The organism is Flavivirga jejuensis, assembly GCF_030540765.1.
Classification (GTDB): domain Bacteria; phylum Bacteroidota; class Bacteroidia; order Flavobacteriales; family Flavobacteriaceae; genus Flavivirga; species Flavivirga jejuensis.
The window spans coordinates 153,724-175,693 of the sequence record NZ_JAUOEL010000007.1 but is presented as its reverse complement, the minus strand read 5'-3'; the positions used below and the strand labels follow the sequence as shown (position 1 = coordinate 175,693).

Genomic DNA, 21,970 nt, shown 5'->3' with positions numbered 1-21,970 from the left:
TGATGCAGAAGCTGCAAGAGCTAAAGCCGCCGCCGAAGCAAAAGCAAAAGCTGATGCAGAAGCTGCAAGAGCTAAAGCTGCCGCCGAAGCAAAAGCAAAAGCTGATGCAGAAGCCGCAAGAGCTAAAGCTGCCGCCGAAGCAAAAGCAAAAGCTGATGCAGAAGCCGCAAGAGCTAAAGCCGCCGCCGAAGCAAAAGCAAAAGCTGATGCAGAAGCCGCAAGAGCTAAAGCTGCCGCCGAAGCAAAAGCAAAAGCTGATGCAGAAGCCGCAAGAGCTAAAGCTGCCGCCGAAGCAAAAGCAAAAGCTGATGCAGAAGCCGCAAGAGCTAAAGCCGCCGCCGAAGCAAAAGCAAAAGCCGATGCAGAAGCTGCAAGAGCTAAAGCTGCCGCTGAAGCAAAAGTTAAAACACCAGTTGATGATATAACTAAATCGATGAATGATCTATTAACAAGACTAGACGAAACAGTAGCTAGTAGAGATCAAGATCTTAAAGATTTAAAAGAAGAAAATGATTTAAGTGAAAAAGGAATATTTTTAGCGCCAAAGCCTTTTAAAAGTATTACGGCAGAAAATGCTGCTTTAGAATCCTTAAAATCAGAACTTGATGGTGTTATAAAAAGTAGAAATGAGAAAATTACAGCGTTAGAAAAATCATATAAGAATTCGATTAATCCAGATGATCTAAAAATGTTAGAAAGGTTAAAATCTGAACAAATAAAAGCTGTTAATTCGAGAAAAAGTTTAATGGCAGCATTAGAAAAAATAAATATAGCAACAGAAATAGAACGAAAACGAAGAATTAAACGAGCAGATTACGAGAATGCAGAGGATAGACATAAAAAAGATATGGCTGCATTAAACAGAATTAAGAAAAATACTTCTGTAAGTGCTGTACCGCCTGAAGAAAAAGATTTTGATTTTGGAGAAAAACAGAGCGGTAATATAATTGTTAAAGATGTTAAAAACGTAGAAAGCGGTTATTATTTAGTAATTGCAGTGCATAGCGATGTTGATAAAAGAGATGACTTTTTAACAAAAACAGTATCTTCTGGACAAGCTGATGTTAATTTCTTCTACGATGAGAATACAAGTAAATATTTTATTTATTATAAAAAGTACGATTATGTAGAACAAGCTAAAAAAGCTTTAGAAGATAAAGGAAGTAAACCGTACAACAGTAAAATGTCTATGGTTAAAGTAGAAAACTAAAAATATATGTTGCAAAATTAAACTCTAACTACTCTTTTTCTGATTTGCCCCATGAAGATAAAGAAGTGTCAAATATAAACTATTATGAAAAAACCTACTATTTTTAAAAACGGACTTATCGTTTTATTGATATTGTTCAGTGTGCAATTATTTGCTCAAAATTATGTGCCTTTTTCAGGTACGACAAGCCCTCCTAGATTTGATCAAGATTTAAAGGGTGATATCGTTTTGATAGGTAATAATATTTTGGGACCAAGCAATAATGCTTACAATAATAACAATGAAACTAATGATGATGTTAATATGAGATATATTGACATTGATTCTGATGGATCAACATTTAGTTCTTCTAGTGCGGATTTACTTATCCCTATTAACCCTGATATTCCAATAGATGCCAACGATTGTTATGAAATAGTACATGCCGCCCTGTATTGGAGTGCCGTTGTAAAGGGACCTGAATCTATTAATAATGTAAAATTGAAAGGACCAATAGGGGGGTATAATGATATTGTAGCAGATGAAGTTATTTTCGATGCAGGATCATCATCGGTAGATGGAGGTAATAGTTTTCCATATGTATGTTATGCAGATGTAACAGATATAATAAGAGCATTAGGTACCGATCAAGGAACATATACAGTTGCAAATGTATCGTCAGCTCAGGGGAGAACAGACACTTTTGGTAACCATACAGGATATTCAGCAGGATGGTCTTTATTTATAGTTTACCAGAACCCTTCATACACAGGTAAGTCAATTACTAGTTATGATGGCTTTAGTACTATTAGAACTGGCTTTGATTTAGATATTCCGATTTCTGGATTTAGAACAGTGCCTGCACCAGCACCAGTTTATGCAAATTTTGCATTTGCTGCTTTAGAAGGAGATAAACCTCTTGAAGGAGACCGTTTAAGGATTAATGGCACAAGATTGTCTGATACTGATCGCTTGAGAAACAACTTTTTCGATAGTTCAGTATCAAGTATAGCTCCAAGAAATCCTAATAGTAGTAACACTTTAGGATTTGATACAGGAGTCATGATGGTTCCTAATGCGGATAACGACGTTATTGGTAATGGTGATTCAGGTGCTACAGTTCGTTTAGAAACGAGTCAAGATACTTATTTTCCATATTTTTTCGCTTTAGCTGTCGATATTATCGCACCCAATTTAGTACTTACAAAAACGGTTGAGGATGCTTTTGGAAATGATATTAGCGGAACATTGGTAGATCTTGGAGATGAATTAAATTATGTGCTTGGGATACAAAATACAGGAAATGATAATGCTACAGAAGCCACCATTAGAGATGTACTACCAAGAAATATAGATTTTGATTACCCAGCAGACATAGGTTTATTACCTAGTGGGGTTACAGTACAAAGTTATGATGCTGCTACTAGAGAACTTATTTTCGCAATTGATGATTCTGTGGTTGAAGAGTTTGACCCTATGTTCGAAATTCGTTTTAAAGTTACGGTTGTAAGAGAATGTAGCTTATTAAATAATGCCTGTGATAATATTGTAAGTAATCAAGCATTTTCAAAATATAAAGGAACATTAAATCAGGACTTCACTATTTCAGACGATCCAAGTTATAGCGCCAATACAGGCTGCTTAATAACACCAGCAGCAACTAACTTTTTGGCAGATATTGATTGTACGTTTGAAGAAGATGTGATACTTTGTGGTGCTAATGTCACATTAGAAGCAGGTGACGATTATGATACATATTTGTGGTCTACAGGTGAAACATCCCAATCCATAACAGTTACAGCACCAGGCGTATATACGGTTCGTAATACGGCAACGGCACCTTGTCAATCTATCGATCAAATATTTAATGTAATTACTTATGGAGCAGGTGTAACAAATCCTGTAATTCCATTTGCAAACGAGGTCGTTCGATGTCCTGATGATGGAGTCGAGTTACCATATATATTTATGTGTGGCGCTAATGATACAAGATTTATTGAAACAAATATTACAGATGCCGATAACATAGTTTGGGAAAAACTAGACGAAACTCAAGGGTGTCCTGCAGTTGCTAATATTGAATGTGCTAATACTAGTACAGATATAAGTTGTGTATGGAATACAGTACAAACAGGAGCAGATTATCTTGTAGATAGCCCAGGTCAATATAAACTGACATTAAATTATTCTGGAGGTTGTTCCAATGTATTTTATTTTAATGTTTATGAAAATGTATTGGTACCTACAGCAACATCAAGGGATATTATTTGTACAACACCTGGAGAAATAGTTGTTGGAGACGTTCCTATTAGTGATTATGAATATAGTATTGACAATGTAAATTACCAGGCAAGTAATATTTTTTCTATTACTACGCCTGATATTTATACTGTTTATATTAGACAAACAGGTCTAATATCTAATCCTTGTATTTTTACAGTACCAAATATTCAAGTAAGAGAAAGAAATTTTACTGTTTCTACTAATATAATACAGCCTTTATGTAATAACGAACAAGGAAGTGTTATAATAGCGGCGAATGATGTTCGTCCACAATACTACTTTTCAATTTCCCAAGGTGGTGGAACCATAAATAATGTAGGTCCTATAGATGCTAACAGTTATACGTTTCCAAACTTAAACCCGGGAATATACACTATAGATGTATCAACAGATGATGGTTGTGTATTTACAGGAAATATAGAAATAGAAAACCCAGCAGAGTTAACAGCTAGTGCAGCGTTAACAACACCATTAACAGCATGTGCAGATGGTGAGATTACAGTATATCCAGTAGGAGGGTCAGGCACTTATTACTATTATATAAATGGTGCTACAGAATTTGAAACAATACCTACAATACCTGTAGTAGCTCCAGGAGGTGTATATGATATTAGAGTTGTTGATTCTAATAACTGTTCTGTAAATACATCAATAACAGTAAATGAGATATTACCTCCAGATTTTAGCGTTACTAAAACAGATATTTTATGTTATAATGATAATAATGGACAAATAGTGTTTAATGTAACTAATGCTAATGGTAACACAATAGCATATAGTATAGACAATGGAGCTACTTATGTGACTAATCCAACATTTTCTAACCTTAGTGGTGGAACTTATCAGACTATGATTAGATATTCATTGTCTGGTACAGATTGTTTTAGCACTGTTCAAAACATTATAATAGATCAACCAAGTGAAGCTTTAACTGCTTCAAGTGGTATATCAGAATTAGCAGGTTGTGGTCCATCTGGAGAAGGAAGATTACGTATTACTAATCCGCAAGGAGGAACACCATTTCCTGGTCCAAATTTTTATGAATATAGTTTTGATAACCAAGCTACTTGGGTAACTACAAATGAAGCTTATGTGTTGCCTGGAACTTATACTTTGTATGTTAGAGATGCTAACGGCTGTATTTATGCAATGCCAGATATTATTTTAGATCCAGAACCAGTACCTCCAACAATAAATATTGGTAATCCTGATTTTAACTGTGATGGAACTGCAACTAGTACAGTCACTGTTAACAACACAGGAGGTTCTTCTTATGAGTATACATATTTATTAGATGGTGTTGTAAATACAAATACAACAAATCCTGAAATATTTTTAAATGTACCTTCCGGACCTCATGAAATTACAGTACAGTATAGATTATTAACTGTTCCAACTTATAGTAATTTATTAAATGAGGATTTTGGTTATGGTGAAGACACTACATCTCCAGGAATTAATACTACGTATTATTGTTTTGAACGACAAGAAGTGGGGACTGAGTGTGGTGGTCATATTGGAATTAACGATGGTGAGTACTCTGTTACTTCTGATATAATACATCTTTTTGGTGGATGGTTAGATCCGGTAGATCATACACCTGCCACTGTACCAGTAACTCCAGATGGAAGATTTTTGGTTGTTAATATTGGAGCTACAATACCTACAACAGCAATTTTATATGAAAAAACCATAAACGATATTATTCCTAATCGTCCTATTAATGTAGAGTTTTTTGCAATGAATCTAATTAGCTCATCAGGCTCATCTCTATTTGATCCAGATATAACGGTGGCATTAATTGATGGTTCTGGTACAGAAATTTCTTCATTTAGTACAGGGAATATACCAAAATCTGAACAATGGGAAAATTATCCTAAAACTCCAATGACTTTGAATCCTGGAGCTAATACAAGTTTAAGATTTATAATAAGATCTAATGTACAGCAAACAAGCGGAAATGATTTAGCTCTAGACGATATTAGAGTTTTTCAACTTCCTGCAAGTTGTGTTACAGAAGTTAACTTTCCTTTTGTAATAGATTCTAATAATGCTTTTACATCGCAAATAACAAATGCAACAGATGTTACATGTTTAAATGCAAACGATGGAACTATCACTATTGCAGCACAGAATTTTGATACTACAAATGGATTCCAATATTCTATAGATAATGGAACAACTTGGAATACACAATTAACATCACCTCATACTATTACAGGTTTAGCAGCTGGTACTTATAACGTTTTAATACGTTATGATGCTGCAGCAACTACTTGTATGGATACATTTACACAAAATATAACTTCACCAAATTTATTAGAAGTTAATGCTTCAGGAACACCAATAACATGTCTTGTTGGATCTACTGTTACAGCTACAGCTACAGGTGGTACTGCTGCATATTCTTATGAGTTATTAGACGCAACTACATTAAATCTTGTTACTAATTTCCCTAGTAGTGGTATTTTAAACGATGTCTCTTCTGGTGATTATATTGTAAGAGTTACAGATGCCAAAAACTGTCAAGCAAATACAAGTACAACATTAAGTTTAAGTGCTCCAACAAACCCAATAGCTAGCATTGATGGAGCATCAAATTTATGTTACGATACAACTACTGGGGCAACCATAGTAGTAGGAGTAACTGGAGGGCAAGCCCCTTTTGAATATAATATTAATGCTGGTCCATTTGGATCTAGTAATACATTTGCTAATTTACTTCCAGGAACCTATACCTTAACAGTAAGAGATGCTAATGGGTGTACAGATGCTTTAGCACCTATAATTATTGCACCACAATTAACGGCAAATGCCGTTTTAACTAAGGATTTAGATTGTACAGCCTCACCAGATGCTTTAATTACTGGTACCGTTTCTGGAGGAATACCACCATACGAATATCAGGTATCCAGAGATGGAGGTCTTTCGTATAATTCAACAATAATACCAATAACAGGAACAACGTTTACACACTTAACAGCAACGGCAGGTGATTACCGATTTAGAATAATTGATGCAAGTGCAAGTGGATGTGTGGCAGAATCTAATATTACTACGGTTAATCCAATAGTTCTCCCAACTGCTACGATAGCATCTGTGAATCCTAATTGTTTTGGAGATACAGATGGTAGTATAGTGGTAACAGCATCTAGTGGCGTACCACCGTATGAATACAGTATTGATAATGGAGTCACTTTCCAAACCTCTAATGTCTTTAATGGATTAACTGTAGCAGGATCACCATATAATGTGATTGTGAGAGATAGTAAAGAGTGTACATATTCTGATACAGTAATATTAACCGAACCTGCGGCATTAATTGCATCACATGTGGTAACACCATTTGATTGTAATACGACTACTAGTGCAGCTCAACCAGCTACAGTAGTTGTAACGGTTGATGGAACAACAGGTACAGGACCATACGAATACAGTTTCAATGGATCTGCTTATAGTACTACTAGCACATTAACGGTGAACGATGATGGTACAAGCCAAAACATTACATATTCTGTAAGAGACGCTAAAGGTTGTACATTTAATAGTACACCTATTACATTAGCACCGTTAGATCCTCCAACAGATTTAGCTTTTGCTTCTTTACCAATTACATGTGTAAATACAACAAGTGATGTTACTTTAACACCAACAAATGGTGTAGGATCACTAACTTATACGATTTTATCTCCTGCAAGTGCAACAGGAAATGTTACTGGAGCTGCTAGTGGAATTTTTACAGGTTTAGCTCCAGATGCTTATACTTTTAGAGTAACTGATGCAAATGGTTGTTTTTATACAGAATCGTACACTATAGATCCTGTAGTAAATATTACAGTTTCAGGAATGTTAGTAGATAATGTAAGTTGTATAGGAGGTACTGATGGAGCAATAAGCTTTACGGTTGGTAATTTTGCAACAACTTATAGTTATACTATTAATGGTACAGGAGGAGCGACTGGTGAAACATTAACAACAGTTCCTCTAGGAACGTTATCTGCTAACACTTACTTAATTGAAGTAACAGACGATATTACAGGTTGTGTGGCAACCACTACAGTAAATGTTGGAGAACCATTAGATGCTCCAACAATTTCTTCAACCACATCAACAAATGTATCTTGTACTAATGCTAATTCACAAATTACTGTTACTGTTGCAGGAGGAACACCAAATTATAGGTATGCCGCAGTTGTATCTGGAGCAGGAGCCCCTGGAGTAGGAGCTTATGGTAATAATAATATTATAACAGTTGATACAAATTTAGGAACAGACCTCGTTTGGGATGTATATGTATTAGATGATAATGGTTGTCCTGCAACAAGTACTGCTACTATTGTTAGTGATCCATTACCAACAGTAACTGCTACAGTGTCTAATCAGTGTAGTGATGGTACTTCTGGATTTACTATAACAGCAACACCAGGAGGAGGACTGATAACGCCATTATCTTATAGTATAAATGGTGGTACAACTTATCAAACAAGCCCACTATTTAATGGACTTGCACCTGGAACTTATACCGTAACTATTAGAGATGGAAACGGGTGTACAGCAACCAGTGCTGTAACAACAATTTTGGATCCACTTACTGCAAGTGCGATTTTAACCAAAGATTTAACATGTTCGTCACCAGTAAATGCATCTATGAATGTTACAGTAGCTGGAGGAAATGGGCCTTATTCTTATAAAGTTAAAATAGGTACAGGCGCTTATGGAGGTACAATAGCAATTGTAGGAACGACATTTACTTATAATTTAGCGGCTACAGCAGATACGTATCAATTTGAAATTACTGATGCCAATGGTTGTACAGTAGAAACAAATGTGATAACAACGAATATTCCAGTTAATCCAGATGTTACAGCAGTAGCATCAACAACAGAAACTATTTTATGTTTTGGAGAAGACACAGCCGCTATTGATGTTACTATTGATACAACACAGGGATTAGCTCCTTTTACCATAAATGTTCATAACGATACAGAAAGCACAAATTATGGAACGCAAACAAGCGGATTATCAGCAGGAACTTATACCATAACTGTTACTGATGCAAATGGTTGTACAGATACAGATACAGTTATAATTAATCAACCAGCTGATCTTAATGTGACTCATCATGCAGTTCCTATTACATGTACAGGAGTTGGAATATCAAGCGGATCTATTATAGTTGATGGTGTTACAGGTGGCACAGGACCATATAATTATTTTGTTACTGGTACAAATGGTTATTCTAATTCAGAGTTTAATGCTACAGGAACAGCATCCGTTGCTTTTAATGTAGTTGATTTTGGATTATATCAAATACGTGTAGTTGATAGTAATGGTTGTAATGAATTGATTCAAGATGTATTAGTTGCATCTCCTCCATCCAATTTAGATGTTACAATAACACCTTTACCAACAACTTGTACCACAGGGGGAACTGTTGTGGTTAGTGTAGGAGGGGCATTAACAGGAAATGGACCATATCATTTTGCTATTTATACAGGTCCTGGAATAACTTATACTGCACCAACTACTGCACCATGGCAAGATGCAGATGCTTCAGGAACTGGTGAGACATCAACATTTACCAATTTAACACCAGGAGTAACTTACTCGTTTATTATTTTTGATGAAGTAACACAATGTTATTATTTTGAACAATCAACAGTTCCTATAGAAACAAATTCTACGTTAACGGCTAATGCAGTTGTTGAAAATAATATTTCTTGTACAGGAAGTGCTGATGGAAATGTAAGTTTTGATATTACGAGTATTTATTCAGGAACTACAGATGTTATTTATGAGGTATTTAATTCGCATACGCTGGCAACAACAGGTATTACAGGCTCAGGAACGGTTCCAGCTAATGGAACACTCCCTGTCGCTAATTTAGGACCATTACCAGTTGGAACTTATTTTGTATTGGTAACAGAAGATGTTGGAGCTAATAATGCGGGTTGTAGTGTAACAACTTCTGAATTTAATATTACCGAATCAACTGCTTTATTAGAAATAGAGGCCTCTGTTTCGAAAAATGCCAATTGTAATGAATTAGGAATTATTACAGCAACAGCACAGTTTGGTACGGCACCATATGAATATCAAGCCGTAATATCTGGAGACCCTTTAGGGGCATGGTCAACTGCTAATACGTTTAATTTAGCAGGAAGTTTAGCATATGATATCTATGTAAGAGATGCTTATGGTTGTGTGCAATCTGATACAGAAACGTTACCTACAGATGCACTACCTACAATAAATTCACCAGCTCTACAATGTTATGTAGGAACTCCTTTAAACATTGTTTTATCTGGAACTGCACCTGTGGCACCAGCAACTTATAGTATGGGAGGTGCTTATCAAGTAAGTCCAAATTTTACAATTAATGGACCAGGAACGTATACTTTAAGTATCAGAGATGGAAATGGTTGTGAGGCATCAGTACCTTATGTAGTGCAACCTCAATTATTATTAAATGCTGCTTTAACACAAGATTTAGAATGTTTAGGTGTTGATGCCATTATTACTTTAACACCAAGTGGCGGAACAGGTGTAGGCCCATATACTTATGAAGTTAGCTTTAACAGTGGTACCTATGGTCCTATTTCAGGCCCAGGGGCTACTCATGTAGCGAGTACAGATGGAGACTATCAGTTTAGAGTTACAAATTCTCAAACTTGTGATGCGACATCTAATGTTGTTACTATCGATCCACTGGTACCGCCAACATCTTTATCTGCGAAAATTGATGTAAGTTGTAATGGTCTTTCAGACGGTAGTATCGTAGTAACAGCATCCAATGGAATATCACCGTACCAATACAGTATAGATAATGGTACCACTTTCCAGGCTTCTAATGATTTTCCTGGTTTACCGCAAGGAACTTATAATGTGATTGTGAGAGATGCGAAAAACTGTGATTCAGCTCTAGAAATAGTAACTATTGATGAGCCTTTAGTTTTAAATGCAACAGCATCAGTAACAACGCCACTTAGTTGTAATACAACAACGAATGCTACCCAACCAGGTTTAGTAACCGTAACGGTTGATACAACAACAGGAACAGGACCATACGAATACAGTTTTAATGGATCTGGTTTTAGTGCTACTAACACATTAACAGTGAACGATACTGGTGTTAACCAAATCATTGCATATTCAGTAAGAGATGACAAAGGTTGTACGTTTAGCGATACTGTAAATATAACAGCATTAAACCCACCAACAGCAGGTACTATTACAGGTACAGATGTTACATGTAACGATACAACAAGTACGGTTACTGTAACACCAGCAGGAGGAACTGGAGTAGGTACATTAACTTATGAGATAACATCTCCTGCAGCTTCTGCAACATCAAATACAACAGGTATTTTTACATTATTAGCACCAGATACTTATACTTTTAAAGTAACAGATGCAAATGGTTGTTTTTATACAGAATCATATACTGTAGATCCAGTAACAAATATCACAGTTTCAGGATCGTTAGTTGATAATATAAGTTGTACAGGTAGTTCTGACGGAGCAATAAGCTTTACTGTTGGTAATTTTGCAGGAACTTATAGCTATACTATTAATGGTACAGGAGGAGCGACTGGTGAAACATTAGCAACAATTGCTATAGGAACGTTATCTGCTAATACTTACTTAATTGAAGTGACAGACGATATAACAGGTTGTGTAGCAACAGCTACAGTAGATGTTGAAGAAGCATTAGTGCCTTTAGATCTTACTGCTACTGCAACCAATATATTTTGTACTAACGATAATTCTCAAATTACAATCACAGAAGTAGGAGGTACACCAAATTATACTTATGCCGCAGTTATATCTGGTACAGGACCCCCTGCACTTGCAGCATATGGTAACAGCAATATTATAAATGTTAATACAAATTCAGGAACAGACTTAGTTTGGGATGTATATGTTAGAGATGCTAATGATTGTGCTGAATTTGAAACAGTTACAATTATTAATGACCCATTACCAACAGTAACAGTGCCACCTTTAGCTTCAAATCAATGTACCGTTGCTTCTGGATTTACTTTTACAGCAATACCAGGAACGGGTCTGGTAACACCATTGTCATTTAGTATAGATGGTGGGGTGTCTTTTCAAACAAATCCGACATTTACAGTAAATGCAGCGGGATCTTATACTGTGACCATTAAAGATGGACATGGTTGTACAGGAACCAGTGCTACAGTAATAACAGTTTTTGAGCCACTTGCATCAAATGCAACATTAGATAAAAATCTTACATGTTCAGTGCCAACAGAAGCATCTATAGATGTTACTGTGGCTGGAGGAAATCCACCTTATGGATACAGAGTAAATATAGCTTCAGGAGGTTATGCAGGAGTTCCAATAGCATTTGTAGGAACAACTTTTACTTATTCGGCTTCTACAGCAGCTACATACCAATTTGAAATTACAGATGCTAATGGCTGTACAACGCAAACAGATGTGGTAAGAACGTTTGATCCAACACCAGTAACATTTACTACCACTCCAACAGACATAAGTTGTAATGGAGGTAACGATGGTGTGATTACTGTAAACTTACCAACAAGTAACGATGATCCAGTTTATACCTATGAGATTACAGCGCCTATTGTAAGAGCTCCACAAACCTCAAATGTTTTTACAGGGTTAACAGTTGGGACTTATACAATACAAGTAAATTCAGCCAAAGGATGTTTTGGTATTAGTACACAAGCTGTGAATGAACCAAATCTTATAGTACCATCTACATCTGTAGTAGAATATGCTTGTAGTGTAGGTGCTAATACGCCAAACTTTGCTTCTATAACTGTAGATAATGCAGTAGGAGGTTCTGGTACATTTAGTAATTATGAATTTATTAGAGGAGGTACAGTTGAGCAGTTTGGTCCAAATAATGTATTTATTGAATCAGACTTATTAGGAGGTACCTATACTATAAATGTTTATGATAATAATGGATGTGTTGGTAGTACAACAGAAACAATTTTACCATTTATAAATATACAAACTGTAAACATAACTATAGATAATGCTATTACTTGTACTAATGATGAGGATATTACAGTATCTGTAGCAAGTAGTGGAGGTATACCTCCAAATTTAGAATATACCGTAGAAGATGTTGTAGGAGTTACAATAGGAGGTATATACAGTCAAACAAATAGTACAGGAGTATTCACTGGATTAGCTATTGGAAACTATTTTGTTACTGTAACTAATTTAGATACTAATTGTAGTATTCAAACAACACATTATGTAGTTGATCCAAATACTTTTGATCTTACAATTGATACAGTTGTTGATGTTACATGTTTTTCAGATTCAGATGGAAGTGTTAATATCACTTTTATAGATAGATCACCTATACCAACAGATGAATCAGGGGCTTTCAATTATAATATAATTAATGATTTAGGTAGTACGATTAGATCAGGTTCAGCATCTAATGCTGGCCCGATTACTCTGTCAAATTTTAGTGCAGGTACCTATACTATAAATGCTAGTTTGGTAAATGCGCCGTTCTGTATAGTAAATAAAAACTTTACTATAGAACGTCCAACAAGAGCTTTAGATATCCAAGAAACTCACACAGAAATTACTTGTGTAAGTGGTAATAATGATGGAGCTATTTCTGTTACAGCAGATGGAGGATGGCCTGGAGGATATGAATTCCAATTGGAGGAAGCTACAAGAGGTATTATTACATCATATAGCAATGTGTTTGATTTCTCAGGATTAATTGAAGGAGATTATACGGTAAGGGTAAGAGATAGCAGAGGTTGTATCGATTTTGTTAATGTATTATTAGAAATTCCAGATCCAATTAATGCTACAGTGACTCCAAGTACAACCTTATTAGATTGTTATGGCGATACTAATGCTACAATTACAGTAAGTGCTGTGACTGGAGGGCAAGGACCAATAATTAATAATTATTCATATACGCTTAATACGGTTTTACCAACACCAAGTTCATCTGGACCTCAAATATCTCCTGTATTTACAGATTTAGGAGCTGGAACGTATAATGTTACAGTAACCGATGGGTTTAATTGTACATATACCACAAACGATGTCGTTATAACTCAACCTACTGAAGTAATAGCAACATTAATGAGAACAGATCCAATAACATGTCCAGCTGGTGGCACTTTAGAATTAACTGCTACTGGAGGTACAGGAACATATACTTATGGTGCTACTGAAAATTATACAACGCCATTAGGAACATTACCAGCAACATTATCGGTAGCAGATGGAACGTATGTTTATTATGTTAGAGATGCAAATGGTTGTGCTACGGCCAAATCGAATGAAGTTACAATTGAACCACTTGTAGATTTAGCTCTTAGTTTTGATTCTCCGAGTCAAACTATATATTGTAAAGGAGATAATACAGGTGTTATAAATGCAACGGCTGAAGGTGGTATCGGTAATTATGTGTATACCTTATTGGATGCGACTGGAACTATCAACATAACCCCAGTAACGCAAGATAGTCCAGGTGTTTTTACCAATCTTGTAGCTGGAACCTACCAAGTAAGAGTAGATAGTGGTGGGTGTTCGGACATGGAAAGTATACAAATTACAGAGCCTAATGACCCATTGATAGTAACTTTTACAGAATTCCCTTTAACTTGTTCTGGTGCTAATGATGGTATTTTAGAAATAGAAGCAACGGGAGGAACAGGAATCATTAAATATGCTATTTCACCTTCTTTGAATCAATTTTTTGAATCACCAATATTTACAGACCTTGAACCAGGTATTTATCAAGCCATTGCTCAGGACGAATTAGGTTGTTTAGAGCGTTATGATTTCGAGATTTTTTCTCCAGATCCAGTATTCTTAAGTATGGTTCCAGGTTCAATAACGGCAGAGATTTGTGAAGGTGATCTGAATGGAAGCTTTAGTGTTGATATTATTGGAGGAAATATGCCATATAGTGTTGCCTTAGATGATATAGATGGTACATACACAACAGGAACCGCTACACAAACACAATTTGATTTTAATAACTTAGGTGGCGGCGATCATATAGTTTATGTTCGTGATGCTCTTGGATGTGAATCGGAATGGGATATTACATTCCCTGAATCTATAAGGATTAATCCAGAAGCAGTTGTTGCGTATAGTTGTACGGGTAATATATCAACCAATACGGTTACCGTAACTGTAGACGAAAGTATAACAGGTTCTACAGATTTAGAGTACGCTTTAAATGGCAATGCATTTCAAAATAGTAATGTGTTTGTAAATGTGCCACCTGGATTAAACCATTATATAGATGTAAGACATGTGAATGGTTGTAGTCAAAGAACCGAAAATTTCGATATTTCTCAATTTGAGCCATTAACACTTGTTTTAGAAGATGGCGGGTTAAACGAAATTGTTGCTGTAACTAGTGGAGGAGCGGCACCATATGAATACACGCTTAATGGAGAATCTTATGGTAGCACTAATACATTTATTATTTATGCTTCTGGAGATTATACAGTAACAGTTACAGATAGTAATGGATGTGTTGCTGTTGCTAGCAGATATTTTGAATATATAGATGTATGTATTTCTAATTACTTTACCCCTAATGGCGATAATGATCTTGATGAATGGGGACCTGGTTGTACATCTCAATACGAAGACCTTACTTTCGATGTTTTTGATAGATATGGTCGTGCAATAGCAACATTGAGAGTGGGTGAAAAATGGGATGGTAGCTACAATGGCTCACAACTTCCATCTGGAGATTATTGGTATATTTTAAAACTAAATGATCCTAAAGATGATCGTGAAATTGTTGGACACTTTACACTTTATAGATAATGAAAATAAGTGATTATGATTTTAAAAATTTTTAAAATGCAAAAACTATATATATATTTATGTCTCTTGGTTATAGCTAAAAGCTATAGCCAAGAGCTAAATTTGCCTGTCTTTACGCAATATTTAGCAGAAAATAATTTTGTGGTTTCTCCTTCATATGCAGGAATTGGTGATAACTTAAAGATAAGAGCTAATGGATTGGCACAATGGGTAGGTATTAAAGATGCTCCAGAGAATCAATCTTTATATGCCGATTTTAGAATTGCAGACCGTTCTGGGATTGGGGTATCTTTATATAATGATAGTAATGGATTTACACTTCAAAAGGGGGCTAAATTCTCTTTTGCTCACCATCTTATTTTAGATTATTATTCAAAACAGTATTTGTCGTTTGGTATTTCTTATAATATTAACAGTTTTAGGCTTGATATTGCTAAATTTGAAGGCTATAACCCCAATACGGGGTCGCCATTTCCAACTGGAGTGACAGACGACAGAGCTACTTCAAATAATAATTTTGATGTAGGGTTTTTATATAGAAATAGAGGCTTTTTTCTGAGTTTTAATGCAAATAATATTTTGCCTAAAAACTTTGATGATTTTGTTAGACAATTAGAGCCAGATTTACTTATAAATTATCAAATATACTCTGGTTACACGTTTAGAGGCCCTAAAAAAAGTGGCTTAGAATTCGAACCATCAATCTATTATCAACTATTTGCTAGTGATAACAGGTCCGGTACAGATGTGAATTTTAAATTTAGAAAATTTAGTAGAAATGAAGATTACTACTGGGCAGGTATAGCATACCGTTTTCTTAATGATCAATTTTTTAAACCTTTAAATATTGGCCCGATGGCGGGTTTTAAAAAATCTAAATTTTATTTCGGCTATGCTTATCAAATAACAACAAATGCTTTAACTAGCTTTAATTCTGGTACACATATGGTTACTATAGGATTTGACTTTTTACGTGGTATAAGTAACTGTCCATGTACACAAAGTCCAATACATTAATTATAATGTTATAAGTTTGCCTTATAGGAATATAAATTAGCTCTCAACTTTTATAAATTTCTATCACGAATTCGCACGAATTCAGTTTTACCACAGTTCTTTTAATAGCTTTCCTATCCTTGATTCGAGTTTTTGTTTAAAGAGATTATTATCAATTTCTAACAATTCTGATAAACTATCTAATTGAAACGACTCTTAATTCTTCCTTCCTTTTTTATTTTTCTAGAGTATATTTATATGGTCTTTGTTTACAATTTTCTATAAATAATCACTTATAAAACCACCCTTTTTAAGTTTTATTTGTTGTTAGTTTAAAGGTGATTTTTATAAAATTTTAAACAACTTCGAAAGGAAAAAATAATTTTAACATTTCATTAGCAGGGGTTAGTAAGATAAATGACGTCTTAGTAGTAATATAAACGTAAAACCAAATTAAAAACGAATGATTATTAAGAATCAAGTTAAAGTAATTGCTTTCCTGTTTTTTGTAGCAGGGACAGCAACCCATTTATTTGGACAAGGTAAAGTACTAGACACAGAATTAAATAGTTTGTTACCTGTAGATCTTAGCGTTAAAAAGGGCATTTTACCAAATGGTATGACCTATTATCTAAAAAGTACAGATGTAACCAAAGATGTAGCAAGCTATTATATTATCCAAAACGTAGGCTCTGTTTTAGAAAATGATGATCAGCAAGGATTAGCACATTTTTTAGAACACATGGCGTTTAATGGTACCAAAAATTTTGAAGGAAAAGGCCTTTTAAATGCCATGGAAAAACATGGGTTGGTTTTTGGAAAAGATATCAATGCTTACACATCTTTTGATGAAACAGTATATAATATAAATAACATTCCAACAACACCAGAGCTTATAGATACTGGCTTATTAATATTACACGATTGGTCAAACTACTTATTGCTTACAGACGAAGAAATTGATGCAGAAAGAGGCGTTATAAAAGAAGAATGGCGTACACGACAAAATGGGAGGGTGCGAATTTTTCAGAAAACTAAAGAAACTATATTTAATAATTCGAAGTATGCACAACGTATGCCAATTGGATTAATGGATATTGTAGATAATTTTGAATATAAAGCATTACGAGATTTTTATAAAGATTGGTATAGAACAGATTTGCAAGCTATTGCTGTTGTAGGAGATATAGACGTTAATCAAATAGAAGAAAAAATTATAAAACTATTCTCAAAGATTCCAGCCGTAAAAGAACCTAAAACACGTTTCGTTGTTAATATCCCAGATAATGAAGATATGCTGTATGCTATGGCTATGGATGAAGAAGTTTCCACATCTAGTATAAGTTTTGGAATCAGGCACCCCAAACCTTTAAAAAACGAAACCGTTTTAAGTTTAAAAGAATCCTTATTAAACTATATGGCTACTAATATGCTATCTGCAAGGATAACCGAGCTTTCCAGAAAGCCAGAAGCTACTTTTCTTAGTGCTCGTATTAATTATGCAAATCATTCCAGAACAACTAAAACTTTTAACATTTCTATATTCCCAAAACCAAATGAGCAACTAGCAGCATTTAAATCTGTTTTAACAGAAGTAAATAGAGCGGTGACATTTGGTTTTACCAAAGCAGAAATAGACCGAACTATATCAGATATACTAAGCTATTACGAAAATCAAGTTAGTAAAAAAGATGATGTATCTCATGCTAGTATCGCTCAATCAATACAAGATAATTATTTAAATAATGAAACGATTACAGATATTGAAAAAGAATTTGAAATAGTAAAATCAATTTATAGTAAATTAAAATCAGAAGAAGTTCATGCAGCCCTTAAAAAACTATATACAGATAAAAACAGATTTTTAACTGTTACAGGGGTCGCTGGTAATAATAATTTAACCAAAGAAGAAGCTTTAAGCACTATTAATGCAGTAGAAAATGATACATCTATAGAAGCTTATACAGATGATTTTGGAGGAAAAACACTAATTTCTGGTATTACTATAAAAAAAGGAAAGATTATTTCTGAAGAGGAAAATAAAGCATTAGAATCTACGACTTTTACTTTGAGTAATGATATTAAAGTGCATTATAAATATGCTAATAAAAAAGCAAATGATGTACAATTAAACGGTATAAGTAAAGGAGGTACTTCTTTATTAAAAGATTCAGATTTGCCTTCAGCAGATTTATTAAGCAATGTTATACAATATTCTGGGTTAGGAGATTATTCAGATACAGACTTACCAAAAGTGTTAGCAGGTAAAACGGCTGATGCTTCAGTTAGTATCTCAGGCCTGTCAGAAAGCATAAAAGGTTCTTCTGTAACAAAAGATACAGAGACGATGTTACAGATGGTATATCTTCGTTTTGTGAAGCCTCGTTTTGATGAGAATGGATTTAATGTTATCATGCAAAATGTAGAGAATTACAAAATAAGAAGAAAAGAAAATATTGGAGAAAAAATGAAGGATAGTATGACGGTTGCGTTGTATGGTGCTAATAACCCAAAGCGACGCCTGTTTAATGATGATTTTATTAAAGATATTTCTCTCGATAAGATAAAGACGATCTATAATGACCGATTTGGTAATGCTGCAGACTTTGAGTTTTTTATTGTTGGAGATATTCAAAAAGACAGCCTTAAACCTTTATTAGAAAAATATATAGCTAGTATACCAACCAATAAACAAAAAGAAGTTTGGAAAGATAACTCAACACCATGGCTTAGTGGGAAAATAGATAAAGATATTTATCTAAAAATGGAAGACCCAAAAAGTTCAGTAAGGATTTTATATAAAAATGATTATAAACATAGTTTAAAAAATGCCCTAATAGCCCGTTCAATAGGAGATATGCTAAAGTTAAGGTTTACAGAAACCTTAAGAGAAGAAGAAGGAGGAACATATGGAGCTAGAGCAAGCGCAGGTTTGTCTAAACGTCCACTACAAAAAGCATCCATTTCTGTAAATTTTGATTGTAATCCAGAAAAGGCAGAAACCCTAATAACTATTGTGCACCAAGAAATTAAAAAAATAGCAAAAGGAAATATTATTCAGGAAGATTTAGATAAAACATTAACAAACTATTTAAAAGAAAGAAAACAGCAAAAAAATTATAATAGTTACGATATGAGTTTGTTAGTAAATTACTATCGTGAAAATTATAATATGAATGCTTCAAAGAATTTTGAAGATATTATTAAAACTATTACAACAAAAGACATTCAAGGCTTTGTTAAAAAACTTTTAAAAGGAGTTAAATCCTATGAAATAGTATTTAAACCTGAAGTTTAAAGTGTTTTTAAATCTAAAAAAATCTCCGACCATTGCCTCAGAGATAGTCAATTTCAAGAATTTTTTAAAAAAATATATAATAAAAAAGTAAACCAATATCTTTCTTAATACATTTGTTTTTGTGTTCATTATATTCGGGTTAGTCAGTTGAAATATAAAAGAAAGATAATAAAAGGGTTATTTATTAAATAGCCCTTTTTTAAAATATATAAAATAGCATTATGAAAAAACTTATTATTCTATTAGCCTTATTTACTTTAAGTATAGGGAATTCTCAAATTTTTGAACCAGTAACATGGACAACTTCAGTTGAGAAAATCTCCGATACCGAGTATAAATTGATTTCTAAGGCAAGTATAGAATCTGGTTGGCATCTATATTCGCAAGCCGTACCAGAAGGAGGGCCTGTTGCAACAACATTCACGTATGATGATGAAGACGGTACTTTTAAAACATTAGGAAATACCTCTGAAGAAGAAGGACATACGATAGACGACCCTATTTTTGAGATGAAAATTAAGTTTTTTGAAAAAAGAGCCAATTTTGAACAAAAAATAAAAGTCCTAGGAGGTAAACAGGTTGTGAACGCTACCGTTGAGTTTATGGTATGCGATGATACCAAGTGTTTACCACCTAAAGAAGTTGATCTGGTTTTTAATTTGCCAGCGTTAAAACCAGCTAAGAAAGAAGAGAAAGCAAAAACAACTAATCCCCCTGTTGTTAAAGCCCAACCAGAAGATACACCTTCTTCAGATTCAGAATTAAAAGAAGATAAAATAGAAAAGGAGGAAGAGACGGTTGTCGAAGATAAAGTGGATGAAGCAGCTATAGCAGTTACAAAAAAAACAGAAAAACCATCTTCAGATTCAGGATCAAAAAAAGGACTTTGGACAATTTTTATTTTAGGACTAGGAGCAGGCTTTATTGCTTTGTTTACACCTTGCGTATTTCCTTTAATTCCAATGACGGTGAGTTTCTTTACCAAGCAAAGTAAAACTAAAGCCGCAGGGATAAAGAATGCAATTATTTATGGACTTTCCATTATTGTTATTTATGTGGTTTTAGGTTCTGCTGTTGTAGCTATTTTTGGAGCAAGTGCAATTAATGAATTTTCCACAGGTGTTACATTTAATTTAATATTTTTCGTTGTAATAATCATCTTTGCTGTTTCATTTCTTGGTGCTTTTGAGATTATGCTCCCTAATTCGTGGGCAAATAAAGTAGACAGACAAGCAGATAGAGGTGGGTTAATAGGTATTTTCTTTATGGCTTTGGCGTTAGCTATTGTATCTTTTTCTTGTACAGGGCCATTTGTAGGTAATATTATTGTTCTTTCGGCATCTAAAGGAGGTTTAGCTCCAGTTATAGGAATGTTAGGTTTCTCAACTGCTATTGCACTACCTTTTGCTTTATTCGCAGCATTCCCAGGCTGGTTAAACTCATTACCAAAATCTGGAGGCTGGTTAAATACAGTAAAAGTCGTTTTAGGATTTTTAGAATTGGCATTAGCATTTAAATTCTTATCAAATGCCGATCTGGTACTACAATTACATTGGCTGGAACGTGAAGTATTTATAGCCATTTGGATTGCTATATTTGGCGCTTTAGCATTCTATCTTTTCGGGAAAATACAATTACCACACGATTCACCGTTAACTCATATTTCGGTAGGACGATTAAGTCTAGGTCTAATAGTCTTATCTTTTACTATTTATATGATTCCTGGACTTTGGGGCGCACCATTAAACCTAATTAGTGCTTTCCCACCACCACAGCATTATAGTGAATCTCCTTATGGCGTTGGGTTTGCTAAAACAGGTTCTGGTTCCGTTTCGGCAGATAGTCATGAAGCCATTCCAGAAGGCGCTCACTTAATGCCACCTCATAACATTTTAGCTTTTAACGATTATGATAAAGGATTAGCATATGCTAAAAAAGTAGGCAAACCTGTTATGATCGATTTTACAGGACATGCTTGTGTTAATTGTAGAAAAATGGAGCAAAACGTTTGGGTAAAACCTAAAGTATTAGACATACTTAAAAAAGATGTTGTTCTAATTTCATTATATGTAGATGACAAGCGTAAATTAGAAGCCAACGAAGTTATAGATTCAAAGCTACGACCAGGCAAAAAATTAAAGTATATAGGACAAAAATGGAGTGAATTACAAGCTGTAAAATATAAAACAAATTCGCAACCATTTTATGTTCTTATGGATCATAATGAAGACAACCTAATAGACCCTGTGGCATATACACCAGATGTGGATGAGTACTATACCTGGCTAAAAGCAGGCGTTTCTAAATTCAAATAAATTTATGGACTGGAAGTCCATAAGTTTGTTTTGACAGACTGAAAGTCTGCTTCGTTAAATACA

General features: G+C 34.4%; 4 protein-coding genes and 1 pseudogene. All 5 read left to right on the top strand.

What is annotated here, in order from left to right; all coding sequences use genetic code 11:
- Positions 1 to 1,210, top strand: a pseudogene (locus Q4Q40_RS18430) (PorP/SprF family type IX secretion system membrane protein); the annotation flags it as partial.
- Between the two features lie 84 nt (positions 1,211 to 1,294).
- On the top strand, positions 1,295 to 15,298 hold the full coding sequence (locus Q4Q40_RS18425) for a T9SS type B sorting domain-containing protein (protein WP_303303449.1): 14,004 nt from the start codon (positions 1,295 to 1,297) through the stop codon (positions 15,296 to 15,298).
- 36 nt (positions 15,299 to 15,334) lie between these two features.
- Positions 15,335 to 16,315, top strand: coding sequence for a PorP/SprF family type IX secretion system membrane protein (locus Q4Q40_RS18420; RefSeq protein WP_303303448.1), 981 nt, complete (start codon positions 15,335 to 15,337; stop codon positions 16,313 to 16,315).
- A gap of 442 nt (positions 16,316 to 16,757) precedes the next feature.
- On the top strand, positions 16,758 to 19,592 hold the full coding sequence (locus tag Q4Q40_RS18415) for a M16 family metallopeptidase (RefSeq protein ID WP_303303447.1): 2,835 nt from the start codon (positions 16,758 to 16,760) through the stop codon (positions 19,590 to 19,592).
- A 221-nt stretch (positions 19,593 to 19,813) separates the two neighbouring features.
- The gene (locus tag Q4Q40_RS18410) at positions 19,814 to 21,907 is read left to right on the top strand and encodes a protein-disulfide reductase DsbD family protein (protein ID WP_303303446.1); all 2,094 of its coding nucleotides are present in this window, start codon (positions 19,814 to 19,816) and stop codon (positions 21,905 to 21,907) included.
- The last annotated feature ends 63 nt before the right edge of the window (positions 21,908 to 21,970 follow it).

Coding starts and splice junctions, on each gene's coding strand:
- Q4Q40_RS18415 (WP_303303447.1), top strand. CDS start 16,758: ATGATTATTAAGAATCAAGTTAAAGTAATTGCTTTCCTGTTTTTTGTA.
- Q4Q40_RS18410 (WP_303303446.1), top strand. CDS start 19,814: ATGAAAAAACTTATTATTCTATTAGCCTTATTTACTTTAAGTATAGGG.
- Q4Q40_RS18420 (WP_303303448.1), top strand. CDS start 15,335: ATGCAAAAACTATATATATATTTATGTCTCTTGGTTATAGCTAAAAGC.
- Q4Q40_RS18425 (WP_303303449.1), top strand. CDS start 1,295: ATGAAAAAACCTACTATTTTTAAAAACGGACTTATCGTTTTATTGATA.